The organism is Devosia sp. Root413D1 (genome assembly GCF_001425235.1).
In the GTDB taxonomy this organism is placed as follows: domain Bacteria; phylum Pseudomonadota; class Alphaproteobacteria; order Rhizobiales; family Devosiaceae; genus Devosia_A.
In genome coordinates, this window is record NZ_LMEA01000009.1 from 205323 (window position 1) to 219100 (window position 13778).

The window sequence follows — 13778 nt, forward strand, 5'->3', positions numbered from 1 at the left end:
AGCCCGCGCCGGCCCTTGAAGTGCCGCGCCGCTACCGCACATCCGGCGGCACGCCGATATCCCGCAGCAGATGCGGCGACAGCTGGTCGAGCGGCGTACGGCGCGACCGGCGCAGGGTGCGCTTCAGCATGGCGTTGGCATAGCGCCGCAGCACCAGCGTGCGGAACCACTGTCCAAAACCCCGCGCTGGCAGGTCGGCGCGCAAGACGTTGATGCCGGCCACCGCCTGCCGCAGCTCCGTCGCGTCGCGAGCCCGCTCGTTTCTCACCTGCTCGAAAGCCATTTCGCATCTCCTCGAATCTTCAAGAAACGACTCTATGCCGCTAAGACTGACACCCGCTGTCAGGGTTCGTGGTGTAGAGAAGATTTATGCGTGCCAGTCGCCTCCTCACCATTCTGATGATCCTCCAGACCCGGGGGCGGACCAGTGCCGAGTCGTTGGCCGAGGAACTCGAGGTCTCGGTCCGCACTGTCTATCGCGACATCGACCAGCTGAGCGCCGCGGGCGTGCCGGTCTATGCCGAGACCGGCCGCAATGGCGGCTTTGCTTTGCTCGATGGCTGGAAGACCCGGCTCAACGGGCTGACCGCGCCGGAAGCCCGGGCGCTGTTTTTCTCCGGGTTGCCCGGCCCGGCCGGGGAACTGGGTCTCGGCGAGGAAGCCGCGCAGGCCGAGCTGAAGCTGCTGGCGGCGCTTCCGTCCGACTGGCAGGCCGAGGCGCGGCGGATGAGCTCGCGCTTCCATCTCGATCCGCGCGGCTGGTTCCAGCCCGGCCACAAGCCGGAATTCCTGAAGTTGGTCGCCGAGGCGGTGTGGAGCGAAACCCGCATCGCCATCCGCTACGAGAGCTGGAAGGACGTGAAGGACCGGGTGATCGAGCCGCTCGGGCTCGTCTTGAAGGGTGGTGTCTGGTACGTCGTGGCGCAGCGCGACGGCAATAGCCGCACCTACCGGCTGTCGCAGATCCAGGCGCTCGGCCCTACCGGGCAGACCTTCACCCGCCCCAAGGACTTCGACCTGCCCACCTACTGGCAGGAGGCGACCAAGCAGTTCGAGCGCGATATCTATGTCGGCATTGCCCATGTGCGCGCCACCGCCGTCGGGCTGCGCAAGCTCAGGGATCTGAGCGACACGGTGCGACGCGCGGTCGAGGCACTGGCGCCCACGCCCGACGCCGATGGCTGGTGCGAGCTCGACATCCCGATCGAGGAAGTCGGCTGGGCCAGCCACGAGTTCATCAAGATCGGCGACGATGTCGAAGTGCTGGGCCCGCCGGAGCTGAGGAGCCGCGTCGTCACCAATATCAGCAAGATGGCGCGAAGGTACGGGATTACCGGAGCGTGATCAGGAAAGGTTGCAGACCTTTCCGGTTCGATCGCGCGACCATAGGCAGCGGCGTCAGCTAATGAGTGGCACATAACCGCCGCGCCGGTTATCAATCGGCATGCCGCGCCCCAAGCTTGTCTCCGACGATCAGGTCCTCGATGCCACCCATGCCGCCATGCTGCGGCTGGGACCGGAGCGCTTCACCCTTTCCGATGTTGCCGAGGCCGTGGGGCTGAGCCGTGCGGCGCTGATCCAGCGTTTTTCCGACAAGCGCACCCTGCACCTCAAAACCCTGGAGCGTTCGACCCAGGAGGTGCGCGATTATTTCGCCGCGGCACCGAGGGAGCAGGGGCTGATCCCGCTCTGGGCCATGCTGCGCGACCTGATCAGCGGCATGGGCTCGGGCGAGGGCTTTGCCGGCTACCTGCTGCTCGCCTGGGGCGACATCAACGACCCGCAGCTGAACGCGCTGGCCCGCGAGCGCAACCAGCTGGTGCGGGCAGCAATCTTCGAGCGATTGCCGCAGACGCCCGACCGGGCCGAATCGGCGGCGCTGATCCAGATGGTGATCCAGGGCGCCTGCATGCTCTGGCTGGTCGAGCCGCAGGGGACGCTCGCGCGGTATACCGAGGCAGAGACGCGCAAGGTGATCGCGCGGCTCTATCCGGGGGAGCGGCTGGAGTAGGGGGCGCTATCGGGGCTCCGCACACCCCCTCCGAGCTGCGCTAGGTCCCTTTGCTCCCAAGCTGCGCTTGCCTCCCCCGTCAAGGGGGAGGTGGGCATCGAGTGCTTGGTTTAGTCCTTGCCACAATCACTGGCCGGCACCCTCCCCTTGACGGGGAGGGATGGGGTGGGGTGTGCAGCGCGCTCGATGCTCGCAGCGACATCATTGCATCGTCTTGATTTATAACTAACGAGTAAGTTATAAACAATGGATGCAACCCGCGCCCTACGCCCTCGACCTCAGCTCTGCCGCCTTCGATGCGCTCAACACCAGCCCGCGCCTCACCTACCGCGAGCTGTTCTCGCCGCACGAAGATCTCCCCAGGCCGCTGCGCCGTTGGGCGGCGGCGCACGACATTGCGCCGCGCGCCCTGACCCGTCGTGACCGGCAACTCGGCGGCACCTCCGAAAAGCACCTGTTCGGCTTGCGCGATGGCTATGCCGTCGAATCCGTGCTGATCCGCCGGCGCGACGGCTTTACCGCCTGCATCTCCTCGCAGGTTGGTTGCGCGTTCGCCTGCCAGTTCTGCGCTTCGGGGCAGGCCGGGTTGAAGCGCAACCTCTCGCCCGGCGAGATCGTCGAGCAGGTGGTGCGGCTCGGGCCGAAGGTGAACCGCATCGTCTTCATGGGCATCGGCGAGCCCCTGAACAATTACGACAACGTGCTGGCGGCGATCCGCATCCTGCGGGATCGGCGCGGGCTCGATTGGGCTACCACGGGCATCACCCTCTCAACCATTGGCATCCCCAAGGGGCTGAAGGCGCTGCGCGAGGAGCACCTGGGGCTCAACCTCACCATTTCGCTCCACGCCACCACCGACGAGACCCGGGGCCGGCTGATCCCCGGGGCGCGCAAACACGCCATCGCCGACGTGGTCGGCGGCGCGTTGAGCTGGGCCCGGCGGCACAGCCGGATCGTCACCTTCGTCTACCTGCTGCTCCCCGGGATCAACGACAGCGACGCCGATCTCCGCCGGCTGATCGGCATGTTTCGCAACGAGCCGGCCCGGCTCAACCTGATGCGCTGGAACGAAGTCGATGGGCTCGGCTTCGGCCGCATCTCCGATTTCAGGCTGACGCAGTTCCGTGCCGGGCTGGAAGGTGCCGGCATTCCGGTCGTGGTGCGCGACACCCAGGGCAACCGCATCGACGCCGCCTGCGGCCAGCTCTGGCTGCGTGACCTGCGTGGCCAGCCGGTGGCGCGGGCGGCCTAGCCGCGCAGCGCCAGCAGCCGCTCGACGCCGCAGCCGGAGATCACCATGCGCTCCTTGCCGTTGCCGGTGAGTTTGGCGCCCCAGTCGACGACGCCACCATCGGCGAGTTGCATGTCGCCGGCGAAGATATGGAAGCAGAAGCCGGCATAGTAGCCGCCCGCCGCCTCGCGGCCGACTTCTTCGAACAGCTCCGCGCCATTGGCTTCGGCGACGCCGCGCAGTGCCTCGAGCCGGGCGTCGACATTTGGTGCCGATGTCCGGGTGTAACCGAGCCGCAGCACGGTGCCCGGCGCGAGAAACTGCCCGAACGCTTCAAGCAGCAGCCCGACTTGCCGGCCCAGCGCCTCTGCCTCAAAGCCGTAGCCGCCCCGATCGCGCCCGCCGCTCACCAGGGCGAATAGCCGAAAATGCGCCAGCATCTTGCCATCGCCATAGTTCTGCGGCCGCACCACCCGATGGCTGGTCGTGAGGTGCACATCGCCGCCGCCCTGGCGCAGCCGCGCCGCCTCGAGCGCCAGGACGTTCGTCGGGTCCGACACCACCTCGCCGCGCCGCGTCGTGCCGATCGACCAGTCCTGGTCCACCGTCGCCACCACCGAGCAGGCGCCGAGCGGCGTCACCGGCGACAGTTCCACCGGCTCGAACCGGCCTTCACATAATGTGAGCGCCAGTTGCTCCCAGGCCAGCAAAGCTGCCCGATTCGGCCGGGCCACGCCGAAGAAGCGGCTGGTCGTAAAATCCTTGAGCAGTTCGGCCGGGCTGCGCTTCTTGGCGCGGCGGCGGGTCACCTCGATCAGCAGCGACTGCAGGTCGGACGGATTGAGCCGCTCGGCCAGAATCTCCGCCAGCCCCTCGACGCCGCTCTCGCGCTCGATCCGCTCGATAATCCCGCTCATTCCCGGTCCTCCCCAGCGACCCATGGCAGGGCCAGATCGCTTCGCCGTTTCAGGTGAAACGCCGAAACGCTCTAGCTGATTTTGATTTGGTCGCGCTTTCGAACCGGAAAAGTCTGCAACTTTTCCTGAAAACGCTCCAGCAGCCAAACGGATCAAACCCACGGCTTTGACATCGGCGTCCGCGCTAAGTAACCAAGTGGTTCGGAGGACCGTGTGACCATGACTTTGCTCGACGACTTCAGGCTGTTCGATGCCGAACCCAAGGCGCGTGGCCTGGCGCAGGCGCTCTATGCCGGGATCAAGGACCTGCCGCTGGTCTCGCCGCACGGCCACACCGAGCCGCGCTGGTATGCCGAGAACGAGAAATTCCCCGATCCGGCGCAACTGCTGATCGTCCCCGATCACTATGTCTTCCGCATGCTGTTTTCGCAGGGCATCCGCCTCGAGGACCTGGGCGTCCCGACCACCGACGGTTCGGCGGTCGAGACCGATGGCCGGAAGATCTGGCGGCTGTTCGCCAGGAACTACTACCTGTTCCGCGGCACCCCGACCCGCTCCTGGCTCGACCACACCTTCGCCACCCTGTTCGGCGTCACCGAGCGGCTGAGCGCAGAGAATGCCGACGCCATCTATGACCAGATCGCCGAGCGGCTGGAACGCGACGATTATCGTCCGCGCGCCCTGTTCGAGCGCTTCAACCTCGAAGTGATCTCGACCACCGACGCGGCGCTCGATGATCTCAAATGGCACCGGATGATCAAGGGCAGCGGCTGGAAGGGCCGGGTGGTCCCGGCCTACCGGCCCGACTCGGTGGTCGATCCGGATTTCGCCGGCTTTGCCGGCAACCTCGACAAGCTCGGTGAGATCACCGGCGAGGATACCGGCCACTGGAACGGCTATCTCGAGGCGCACCGCAAGCGCCGCGCCAATTTCAAAAGCTTCGGCGCCACCTCGTCCGATCATGGCCACCCGACCGCCGAGACGGCGAACCTCCTCCCCAAGGAGGCCGGGCAGCTCTACGACAAGGTCCGCTCCGGCAAGGCCGATGCGCGCGAGCGCGCCCTGTTCCGGGCTCAGATGCTCACCGAAATGGCCCGCATGTCGATTGATGACGGGCTGGTGCTGCAGATCCATCCCGGCGCCTGGCGCAACCACTCGCCCTCGATGTTGCAGAAGTTCGGCCGCGACAAAGGCTTCGATATTCCCTCGCGCACCGACTATGTCGGCGCCTTGAAGCCTCTGCTCGACGCAGTGGGCACCGACCCGAAACTGTCGATCATCCTGTTCACCCTCGACGAGAGCGTCTATGCGCGTGAACTGGCGCCGCTGGCCGGCGTTTATCCGTCGCTGAAGCTTGGCCCGCCCTGGTGGTTCCACGACAGCCCGGAGGGGATGCGCCGCTTCCGCGAGATGGCCACCGAAACGGCGGGTTTCTACAACACGGTCGGTTTCAACGACGACACCCGCGCTTTCCCCTCGATCCCGGCGCGCCACGATGTCGCCCGCCGCGTCGATTGCGCCTTCCTCGCCCGCCTCGTCACCGAACATCGGCTCGATGAGGACGAGGCCCACGAAGTCGCCAAAGATCTCGCCTACAACCTGGTCAAGAAGGCCTACAAACTGTGAGTGACAGAATGTCCCCCCTCTTTGCGCAGCCCGGCGACGGCAAGCAGACCGAGCTGAATGGCTCCTCTCGCCGCGTCATCCTCGATCTGCCCGAACTGATGCTGGTCGAGTTCACCTTCGACGAGGGCGGGATCGGTGCGCTGCACTCGCACCCGCACCTCCAGACCAGCTATGTCGCCGAAGGGGTGTTCGAGGTGACCATCGACGGCGTCACCCAGACCATCGGCAAGGGTGGCGCCTATATCGTGCCGTCTGGGCTGGTGCACGGGGTCAAGGCGCTGGAAGCCGGCAAACTGATCGACAGCTTTACCCCGCGCCGCGACGATTTCCTGTAGGGCGCTTTCAGCCTGTCCTCGTGAAGGCGCATACGGGTGGTGCCCCACCCACCGGGTCATTCCCGCGAAAGCGGGAACCTCTGTTTTCCTGGCCTTTGCACGATCGCAAACGGAGGTCCCCGCTTTCGCGGGGATGACACCGTGTTTGGGGGAGCCTCGGTTCGCATACCCAGCATGCCCCATTGCGGGCTAAGTTGCGATCCCGCCCACCCACCGGCTGTCATCCCTGCGAAAGCAGGGACCCATCCATCCACCTGCGCGACGGCGAGTTGGGTCCCTGCTTTCGCAGGGATGACACCGAGTTTGGAGCGCTGCCGGATGGCAAGCGGTCAGATCGGAGAATCCAAGCCGTGCCCGTCACCAGGTTTCGATGCCGGCGCGGGCCATCTGGAAGCCGTGGGCTTCGTCCTCGGTCGTGCAGGTGAGGCCGGTTTTCTTCGAATAGCAGACGAAGCCTTCGATCGACGCCCACTCGCCGTAGTGCAGCACCTGCTCGGCTCCGCAGCAGCTGGCGTCGCCAACCTCGTCGAGTTCTTCGGCGCTATCGGCGCCGAGCACGACACGGACATATTCCGGTTCGACCCGGTCGCACATGATCTCGGGGCCGCCACCTTCCGGCTGATAGACGTCGGTGCCGCCTTCCGGGGTGACGATGCAGCCGACATTGCCCGAGGGCATGACGAATTCGATCTGCCCGTTGTCGTTGGCGTCTAACTCGACCTCCGCGGCGGCCGCCGGCATCGCCAATAGGGCCACGAACGCGACGCCGAGCATCAATGACCTGAACATTGGAGTCCTCCCTCCGTGCTGAGCGGGAGACTGCGCCTGCGCCGCTGAAGCCGCGATGAACCGGGTAGTCATCGCGGCGGAGCCAGCCGAAGCCCGCGGCGGGACGATTTCCTCTGAATCGTGACGCTGCCGATCACGTTTCCTGTTCTCCCCGCAATTCACACCGCCCAGCAGTTGTGATCACGGCCGCGTTGAGCCAGTGGAACGCCGGGTGCAGCGTCGCATTAGCGCGCAAGTACAACTACGCAGGAGACTACGCATTGGACGATAGCTATCGCGGCTACATCATCCGCGTGACGCGTGCCGCCCAATGGCATGCCATTCTGCTTGAGCCCGGCACCGGCGCGGTGCTGCCGACCAAGGCCACGGCCCTGTTGCGCGAAGGGCGGGGCATCGCCATGGACCGCGCCCGCAAGCTGGTCGATCTCTACGCTGCGGGTTTCGAGGAATTGCGCGACCACGCCGCCTGAGCCTTATTCGACCGTGACCTCCAGCCGTTCGCCGGCCACCACGCTGATGCTGGTTTGTTTCGGCTCGCCTTCGGCCGGCGATGCGACCACCAGGTAGTCGCCGGCGGTCAGCGTGGTTTCGAGCGCCCCGCCAAAGCCGTAGGTGAAGGATTTGCGGTTGCCCTGGATATCCGCCTTGGCGCCGAACACCTCGACCTTGTCGGTGCCTGGCGCGGTGATCGCCACGACCCCGGCGCCGAGGATGGCGCCGACCTCTGTCCGCTCGCCGGTTGCGATGCTGAACGGGGTTTCCAGCGTCGCGCCGCCCACCGTCGACACCAGCACATAATCGCCCGGCGGCAGCTCGAAATTGTGGTCCGGGCCATAATTGTAGGCCACCGACTTGCGGTTGCCCTGGATGTCCTTTTTGGCCTCGAGGATCTCCTCGAACAGGTCGCCGTCCTCGACCTTCATGCCCTCGACATAGAAGGCGTTGACCGCCGCGACGCCGACCCCGACGACGATATCCTTGACCACCGTGGTATCGGACTGCACCGGCACCAGCTCGGACACCTTGCCGCTGCCGATGCTCACCTCGACCCTGGTGTCGCCGGCCGGCACATAGAGCTTGGTCTCGCCGTAGTTGGTCGTGCTCGCGCCGCCGGGGAATTCGGTGAACACCGCGGCATTGGGGTCGGGTTCGGCGTCGGCTGCCGGCAATGGCCGGATGATCAGCCGGCCCGCATCGAGCACGAACAGCGGCTCGGCGACCGTCCCCGCCTCGATCGTCACCGGCTGTTCGAGCTTGGCGAAGTCGAGCGTGGCGCGCACCACATAGGCGCCGGGTTCGAGATTGGTCTTCCAGTTGATGCCGTAATCGGTGGTGACGTACTCGCCGAGGCTGCCATCCGGATTGGCCTTGTAGACCTCCCAGACCAGGCCCGCCTCTTCGTCCAGCGACTCGCCGCCTTCGGCGAGGCTCGCATCGGGATCGAAATTGAACTCGGCGTTGGCGGGCCCCGGGGCAGGCGCCGGTTCGGGCTCCGCCGGCGCCGCAACCTCGGCCACCGTGCTCTTCAGCGCCTCGGTCAGCGTCTCTTCGTCGCCCGCCGCGATATACTTGCCGCCGGTATTCTCGGCGAGGCAGGCGACTTGCTTGCCCTCTTCGTCGGTGAGCCCGAAGCCGACCACATGGGTGGTGAAATCGACGCCCTGGCCTTCGAGCGTCGAGGCCAGCGCGCAAGGGTCGGCCTCGCAGGTCTCGAGCCCGTCGGTGATCAGGATCACCGTCGCCTTGTCCTCGGTGTATTTGAGGTCCTCGGCCGCCAGCTGCACCGCCGCCGAGATCGGCGTCTTGCCGGTCGGCGTGATTCCCGCAGCCGCCTCACTGATCGCCGCGCCGGTTCCGGCGGCCGGCGGCACCAGGAGTTCGATGTCGTCGCACGAACCCTTCTCGCGATGCCCGTAGCTCATTAAGCCGAGCTCGAGCGCCTCGGGCACCCCCTCCAGCACCGTGTTCAGCGTCTCGCGGGCGATCTCGATGCGGGCCTTGCCGTCGATCTGCGCCCACATCGAGCCAGAGCCGTCGAGGATGATGATCGCCTTCTCGGCGGCCGAGGCGGGCATGGCGAAGGCCAGCGGGCCCAAAAGCAGCAGGGCAAGCAGCCCCGACAGCAGCGAACGGATCGGCAGCAGCATCGAAATCCCCCTCGGGTGCTGAGAGCGAGATCAGAAAAAGTTGCAGACTTTTCCGGTTCGATCTCGCGTCAAACAAGTCACCTCTAGAGGCGTAGCGAGACCAAGCTGAAGGCTAGCTGAACCGCCGCATCGCATCGAGGGCGAGGCCGAGCCCGACGCTGCCGAAGGCATCGGTTTCGACCGCCTTGGCTTCGGGGAACAGCGCCCTCAGCATATTGCCGACCGCCGGTACCCGGGTCGAACCGCCGGTGAGGATCAGCGTGTCGATCCGGCTACCAGGTACGCCCGCCGCCACCAGCGTCCTGCCGATTGCCGCGGCGATCGCTGCCGTGGCGCCTTCGAGGGCGGCGTGTAACTGCTCGATGCTGATCGGCGTCTCGAGCTTCACGTCGCGCGTCACGAAGCGGAACTCGGTCTGCGGCGCCTCGCTGAGCGCGATCTTGGCTTCCTCGACGCGACCGGCCAGCCGATGTCCCTGCCGGTCCTCGACCAGTGCGATCAGCATGCTGACGAGGTCGGGGAACTGCGCCTCCTGGTAGGTCGAGTGCAGCTCGAGCAGGGTCTTCTGGTTATAGAGCCGGTTGATCCGATGCCAGGTGGCGAGATCGTAATAGGGCGCCGAGGGCAGGGGGCGTTTGCCATCCGCCGTCTCGGTGCCGTAGCCCATCAGCGGCATCACCTTTTTCAGCGACAGCAGGCGGTCGAAATCGGTGCCGCCGACATGGACGCCGGCCGTGGCGAGAATGTCGGCCTTGCGGTCGGCGCGCCGGGCCCGTTCCGGCGAGAGCCGGATCACCGTGAAGTCCGAGGTGCCGCCGCCGATATCGGCGACCAGGCCCAGTTCTTCACCCGCTACCAGTTGCTCGTAGTCGAGCGCCGCGGCGATCGGCTCGAACTGGAACTCGATATGCCGGAAACCCTGGGCCCGCACCGCGCCCTCGAGCTGGCGCTGCGCCTCGGCATCGGCCTTGTCGTCGTCATCGACGAAGCGCACCGGGCGGCCACAGACGATGTCTTCAATCTCATGGCCGAGCGAAGCCTCCGAGCGCCGCTTCAGTTCGGCGATGAAGCGTCCCAGAATCTCGGAGAATTTCAGCGCGTCGCGCTTCACCCTTGTGGTGTCATTGAACAAGGACGTCCCGAGCACGCTCTTGATCGAGCGCATCAGCCGGCCGTCGGCGCCGGTGACATATTCGCTCACCGCCTGCCGGCCAAAAAAGGTGCGATTCTCCTCGAACGAAAAGAAGATCGCCGAGGGGATGGTCGGCTTGCCGTCCTCGAGCGGCAGCAGCCGCGGCGGCGTGTTGCCGCCGGCTGCCGCGAGGGTGGAGTTGGAAGTGCCGAAATCCATGCCGCAATGGGTCCGCGCCATCCTGTCCTCCTGGGCTGCCTCGAAAGCTGCACCGGGAGGGGCAGCGGGGCGCGCGATATAGGCGGTATGGCGGGAGCTGTCGAGAGGGCGTGCCCGCTCGCGGCGGAATCCGCGCGGGGGAGCGTAGTTATCGCAACGAACCGGCGATGGACCGAGCTCCCGCGAGTGGTTGGCGGACGCCGCGACAGATCAGGAATCTGTCATGGCGTCCGCCATGCCGTTACTGGATATAGAGCTGCACGTTGCCGCCGACATCGATGATGTCGACCACCTGGTTGACCTTGATCTTGTTGTCGGCGAGCAGCTTCACCGCGGCGGGGTTCTTGTTCAGCGCCTCGCGCAACAGGCCGATGCTCTGGGAGTCCTCGGTCAACAGGTCAACCGCCTTGCCGGCCTTGTCGGTCCAGGCGGTATTGTAGTTGTAGACCGTGACGCTCTTGGCGCCGACGAGGTCGGTGACATCCTTGGCGTTGAAACTTGCCAGCTGGCTGGCAAAGTCGTCGACGCTCATGGCGGTGCCAGGCGCGCCATTCGTAAACTTCGGCACGGCGGCGAGCACCGGATTGGCGGCGATCAGCGCAGCAATGAGGGCGACGACGGAAAGGCTGGAGAGCTTGTTCATTTCATGGAACTCCGCATGGTGGGTTGGCGTCGGCGGAGGAGGGCCGGCGGTCGGTGCAACGGCATCGGCGGGCAGGGTTATGACGTGCGGGGTTTGCGCGTCGCTCTCCCCAACCTTACAAATCCTCAAACTGCGCCGGCGGCGGCGATCGGAAAGCGGACGGTCACCCGCAGGCCGGGGCCGTTGTCCTCGAGCCGCACGCTGGCCCGGTGGCGGGTGGCGATGGCCTGCACCAGCGCCAGCCCCAATCCCGAGCCCTTCTCGTCGCGCTCCGGGTTGAGCCGGCGGAACGGCTCGAACACTTCGCTGCGCCGGTCGGGCGGGATCCCCGGGCCGTTATCGGCCACCACCAGCACCGGGTGCTGATCCTCGATGCCGGCGCTGAGTTCGATCCGGGCGCCGGGCGGACTATAGCGCGAGGCATTGGTGATCAGGTTGACCAGCATCTGCACCACCATCCGCCGATCCCCGACAATCGTCGCGTCGCCATCCCCAGGCGCCTCGACCAGCTGTTGCTTGGCCTCCTCGACCACCGGCTCGAAGGTCTGCAGCGTTTCGCTCACCAGTTCGCGGGCGGAAAAGGCCGCAAAGCCGGATTGATCGTCGGAGGCCTCGATGCGCGAAATCCTGAGTACGGTGTCGAAGATCCCGTTGAGCCGCTCGATCTCGGCCTGCGCTTCCTCGAGCAGCTTGCTCTGCTCCGCCTCGCTCGGCGCCTCCTCGGCTTCCTGCAGCAGGATATAGGCGCGGCTGAGCGGCGACTTGAGGTCGTGCGCGATCGAGATCACCGTGTTGCGCATGGTGCCGAGCAGGTCGCTCAACCGGTCGAGATGGGCATTCATCTGCCGCGATACCCGGTCGACCTGGTCGTTCGAGCGGCCGACCGGCAGGCGGACCCGGCTGTCGCCGCGCGCCACCCGTTCCAGCGTATCGGCCATGCGGTCGAGCTTGGCCGAGACTCCATGGCTGGTGAAATAGCCGATCGCCAGCGCCCCGATGCCAACCACGATGCTCGCCAGCATCAAGGCGCGCCACAGCGCCGCCGAGCCGACTTCGACGAAGAACAGCGTCCGCCCGAAGGTCACCCGGTTGCCGCCGATATCCTCGGTCAGCGCCAGGTACTGTTCCGATGGCGTCGTGACGTTGATCCCCGAGCTGATCGTGCTCCAGCCCAGTTTCGCCGGCCGCGGGATATCGTCGCCGGCCAACAGCGTGCCGTCGGGCCGGTAGAGGGCGACGACGAAAAAGCGCGGCCCGGCTGCAGCGGCAGAGCTGTCGACCAGTTGCCGCAACTGGTCCATGTCACCGGTGTCGGCCGCCTCGCGGAACAGCTCGAACTCGTTGCTGACCAGCGCCCGGATCTCGCTCTCGGCCTCGCTGCTGGTCTGGCTGACGATCACCACGCCGGCGACCAGGAACACCGCAAGGAACAGCAGCAGCGACAGCACCGCCGAGCGGAACGCCGCCCCGGCGAGAATGCTACTGACGCGGTGCATGGATCGAGTAGCCCGTATTGCGGGTGGTGTGGATCAGCGGCACCTCGAACGGCTTGTCGATCTTGGCCCTGAGCCGGCTCATATGGGTTTCGACCACCGTCGTCTGCGGGTCGAAATTGAAGTCCCACACCTGCTCGAGCAGCATGGTCTTCGTGACGATCCGCCCCGCGTTGCGCATCAGCAGCGCCAGGATGGCGAACTCCTTGGCCTGCAGTTCGATGCGGGTGCCGGCCCGCGTCGCGGTGTGGTCCAGCAGGTCGAGTTCGAGGTCGTGAATGCTGAGCCGCGTCGAGGCTTCCGCCGTCTGCGGCCGCCGCGCCAGCACGGTGATCCGTGCCATCAGCTCGGAGAAATGGAAGGGTTTGACCAGGTAATCATCGCCGCCGGCCATCAGCCCCTCGACCCGGTCGTCGACATCGCCCATCGAGGTGAGGAACAGGATCGGCATGGTGCGCCCGGAGGCGCGCAGCGCCTTGGCGACCGACAGCCCGTCCATGCCGGGCATCATCCGGTCGAGCACCAGCACGTCGCAGCTATTGTAGAGACAGAAGGTCAGGGCGTCGCGGCCGTCGAACACCGATTCGACACTGTGCCCTTGCTGGGCCAGGCCCTTGCGGATGAAATCCGACGACGTCCGGTCGTCTTCGGCGACAACGACCTTCACCGTGCAACCTCGACATTGAAGCGCGGCGCGCCCGACGATGGCATTGCCGCCTGGTCGCAACCTACACCCGGTGCAGCCGTCCTGTCGGCTTACGAATATGTAAGTTTCAGGAAAGGAGGGAGCAATCGGCCGGCCCCAGCTTCTGTCTCGCCGCTGCACCACGCACCGGCCGCCACCCAAAGCCGGCGTGGCGAACCTGACGAAAAGGAGATCGTCATGCGCAAGTTCCTTGTTCCCCTGATGCTCGTCGCTTCGATCGGCGCGTCCTCGATGGCGCTGGCCGCCCCCAGCACCGCCCATGGCGCCATCCAGTCGATGGACGGCAAGGCGTGCACCGTGACCCTGGCCGACAAGTCCGTCTACCAGTTCGCGCCCAAGTGCGACTTCTCCAAGCTGAAAGCCGGCGAGAAGGTCGCGATCACCTATACCCTCAACGGCAAGGTGAACCAGGCGTCGGCGATCACTGCCGGCTGATCAGTCTCCCGATCACCGACAGGCCCGCAGGCGAGGAGCTTCGTCCCGGCTCCTCGCCGATTGTCGTTTGCTAAACGGGGACGTGGCCCGGAGC

15 protein-coding genes are annotated in these 13778 nt (G+C 66.0%); 7 read left to right on the forward strand and 8 right to left on the reverse strand.

Translation table 11 applies throughout. From position 1 onward, the window contains the following. Positions 1-31: 31 nt before the first annotated feature. Positions 32-283 (reverse strand): hypothetical protein, encoded by a 252-nt coding sequence (locus ASC89_RS13060; RefSeq protein WP_055998478.1) that lies wholly within the window; start codon positions 281-283, stop codon positions 32-34. An 86-nt stretch (positions 284-369) separates the two neighbouring features. Between ASC89_RS13060 and ASC89_RS13065 the strand changes: the two genes are divergently transcribed. The 3 genes from ASC89_RS13065 to rlmN all read left to right on the forward strand — a co-directional run bounded on the left by ASC89_RS13065 (position 370) and on the right by rlmN (position 3263). Continuing rightward, positions 370-1344 (forward strand): YafY family protein, encoded by a 975-nt coding sequence (locus tag ASC89_RS13065; protein WP_055998480.1) that lies wholly within the window; start codon positions 370-372, stop codon positions 1342-1344. Positions 1345-1444: 100 nt separating this feature from the next. Further along, positions 1445-2011, forward strand: coding sequence for a TetR/AcrR family transcriptional regulator (locus ASC89_RS13070; RefSeq protein WP_055998482.1), 567 nt, complete (start codon positions 1445-1447; stop codon positions 2009-2011). A 250-nt stretch (positions 2012-2261) separates the two neighbouring features. Further along, a complete protein-coding gene (gene rlmN, locus ASC89_RS13075) occupies positions 2262-3263 on the forward strand; it encodes a 23S rRNA (adenine(2503)-C(2))-methyltransferase RlmN (RefSeq protein ID WP_055998485.1) in 1002 nt (333 codons plus the stop codon). Here the strand turns inward: rlmN and ASC89_RS13080 are convergent. Further along, positions 3260-4159 (reverse strand): hypothetical protein, encoded by a 900-nt coding sequence (locus tag ASC89_RS13080; protein ID WP_055998487.1) that lies wholly within the window; start codon positions 4157-4159, stop codon positions 3260-3262. The two genes, rlmN and ASC89_RS13080, sit on opposite strands and share 4 nt — an antisense overlap. A gap of 219 nt (positions 4160-4378) precedes the next feature. Here ASC89_RS13080 and uxaC point away from each other — a divergent pair, with 219 nt between their 5' ends. After that, complete coding sequence (gene uxaC, locus ASC89_RS13085) at positions 4379-5785, forward strand: glucuronate isomerase (protein WP_055998993.1); 1407 nt, start codon at positions 4379-4381, stop codon at positions 5783-5785. An 8-nt stretch (positions 5786-5793) separates the two neighbouring features. Next, positions 5794-6120: a cupin domain-containing protein gene (locus ASC89_RS13090; RefSeq protein ID WP_082533358.1), complete on the forward strand. Its 327-nt coding sequence runs from the start codon at positions 5794-5796 to the stop codon at positions 6118-6120. Between the two features lie 357 nt (positions 6121-6477). On the opposite strand, the gene ASC89_RS13095 is transcribed toward ASC89_RS13090, so the two are convergent. After that, entirely contained in the window at positions 6478-6909 is a 432-nt protein-coding gene (locus ASC89_RS13095; protein ID WP_244488459.1) for a hypothetical protein, read from the reverse strand. Positions 6910-7169: 260 nt separating this feature from the next. On the opposite strand from ASC89_RS13095, the gene ASC89_RS13100 reads away from it, so the two are divergent. After that, complete coding sequence (locus tag ASC89_RS13100) at positions 7170-7379, forward strand: hypothetical protein (protein WP_055876112.1); 210 nt, start codon at positions 7170-7172, stop codon at positions 7377-7379. Positions 7380-7382: 3 nt separating this feature from the next. Here the strand turns inward: ASC89_RS13100 and ASC89_RS13105 are convergent, their stop codons facing one another. The 5 genes from ASC89_RS13105 to ASC89_RS13125 all read right to left on the reverse strand — a co-directional run bounded on the left by ASC89_RS13105 (position 7383) and on the right by ASC89_RS13125 (position 13210). Then, positions 7383-9056: a VWA domain-containing protein gene (locus ASC89_RS13105; RefSeq protein ID WP_055998491.1), complete on the reverse strand. Its 1674-nt coding sequence runs from the start codon at positions 9054-9056 to the stop codon at positions 7383-7385. A 112-nt stretch (positions 9057-9168) separates the two neighbouring features. Then, a complete protein-coding gene (locus ASC89_RS13110) occupies positions 9169-10428 on the reverse strand; it encodes an Hsp70 family protein (RefSeq protein WP_055998493.1) in 1260 nt (419 codons plus the stop codon). Positions 10429-10648: 220 nt separating this feature from the next. Further along, positions 10649-11050, reverse strand: coding sequence for a hypothetical protein (locus ASC89_RS13115; RefSeq protein WP_055876118.1), 402 nt, complete (start codon positions 11048-11050; stop codon positions 10649-10651). 125 nt (positions 11051-11175) lie between these two features. After that, entirely contained in the window at positions 11176-12546 is a 1371-nt protein-coding gene (locus ASC89_RS13120) for a HAMP domain-containing sensor histidine kinase (RefSeq protein WP_055876121.1), read from the reverse strand. After that, complete coding sequence (locus ASC89_RS13125; RefSeq protein ID WP_055876124.1) at positions 12530-13210, reverse strand: response regulator transcription factor; 681 nt, start codon at positions 13208-13210, stop codon at positions 12530-12532. Before ASC89_RS13125 ends, ASC89_RS13120 begins: the two co-directional genes overlap by 17 nt. 216 nt (positions 13211-13426) lie before the next feature. Here ASC89_RS13125 and ASC89_RS13130 point away from each other — a divergent pair, with 216 nt between their 5' ends. Further along, complete coding sequence (locus ASC89_RS13130) at positions 13427-13684, forward strand: DUF1344 domain-containing protein (protein ID WP_055876127.1); 258 nt, start codon at positions 13427-13429, stop codon at positions 13682-13684. Positions 13685-13778 lie beyond the last annotated feature (94 nt).

Coding starts and splice junctions, on each gene's coding strand:
- ASC89_RS13060 (WP_055998478.1), bottom strand. CDS start 283: ATGGCTTTCGAGCAGGTGAGAAACGAGCGGGCTCGCGACGCGACGGAG.
- ASC89_RS13065 (WP_055998480.1), top strand. CDS start 370: ATGCGTGCCAGTCGCCTCCTCACCATTCTGATGATCCTCCAGACCCGG.
- ASC89_RS13070 (WP_055998482.1), top strand. CDS start 1,445: ATGCCGCGCCCCAAGCTTGTCTCCGACGATCAGGTCCTCGATGCCACC.
- rlmN (WP_055998485.1), top strand. CDS start 2,262: ATGCAACCCGCGCCCTACGCCCTCGACCTCAGCTCTGCCGCCTTCGAT.
- ASC89_RS13080 (WP_055998487.1), bottom strand. CDS start 4,159: ATGAGCGGGATTATCGAGCGGATCGAGCGCGAGAGCGGCGTCGAGGGG.
- uxaC (WP_055998993.1), top strand. CDS start 4,379: ATGACTTTGCTCGACGACTTCAGGCTGTTCGATGCCGAACCCAAGGCG.
- ASC89_RS13090 (WP_082533358.1), top strand. CDS start 5,794: ATGTCCCCCCTCTTTGCGCAGCCCGGCGACGGCAAGCAGACCGAGCTG.
- ASC89_RS13095 (WP_244488459.1), bottom strand. CDS start 6,909: ATGTTCAGGTCATTGATGCTCGGCGTCGCGTTCGTGGCCCTATTGGCG.
- ASC89_RS13105 (WP_055998491.1), bottom strand. CDS start 9,056: ATGCTGCTGCCGATCCGTTCGCTGCTGTCGGGGCTGCTTGCCCTGCTG.
- ASC89_RS13110 (WP_055998493.1), bottom strand. CDS start 10,428: ATGGCGCGGACCCATTGCGGCATGGATTTCGGCACTTCCAACTCCACC.
- ASC89_RS13115 (WP_055876118.1), bottom strand. CDS start 11,050: ATGAACAAGCTCTCCAGCCTTTCCGTCGTCGCCCTCATTGCTGCGCTG.
- ASC89_RS13120 (WP_055876121.1), bottom strand. CDS start 12,546: ATGCACCGCGTCAGTAGCATTCTCGCCGGGGCGGCGTTCCGCTCGGCG.
- ASC89_RS13130 (WP_055876127.1), top strand. CDS start 13,427: ATGCGCAAGTTCCTTGTTCCCCTGATGCTCGTCGCTTCGATCGGCGCG.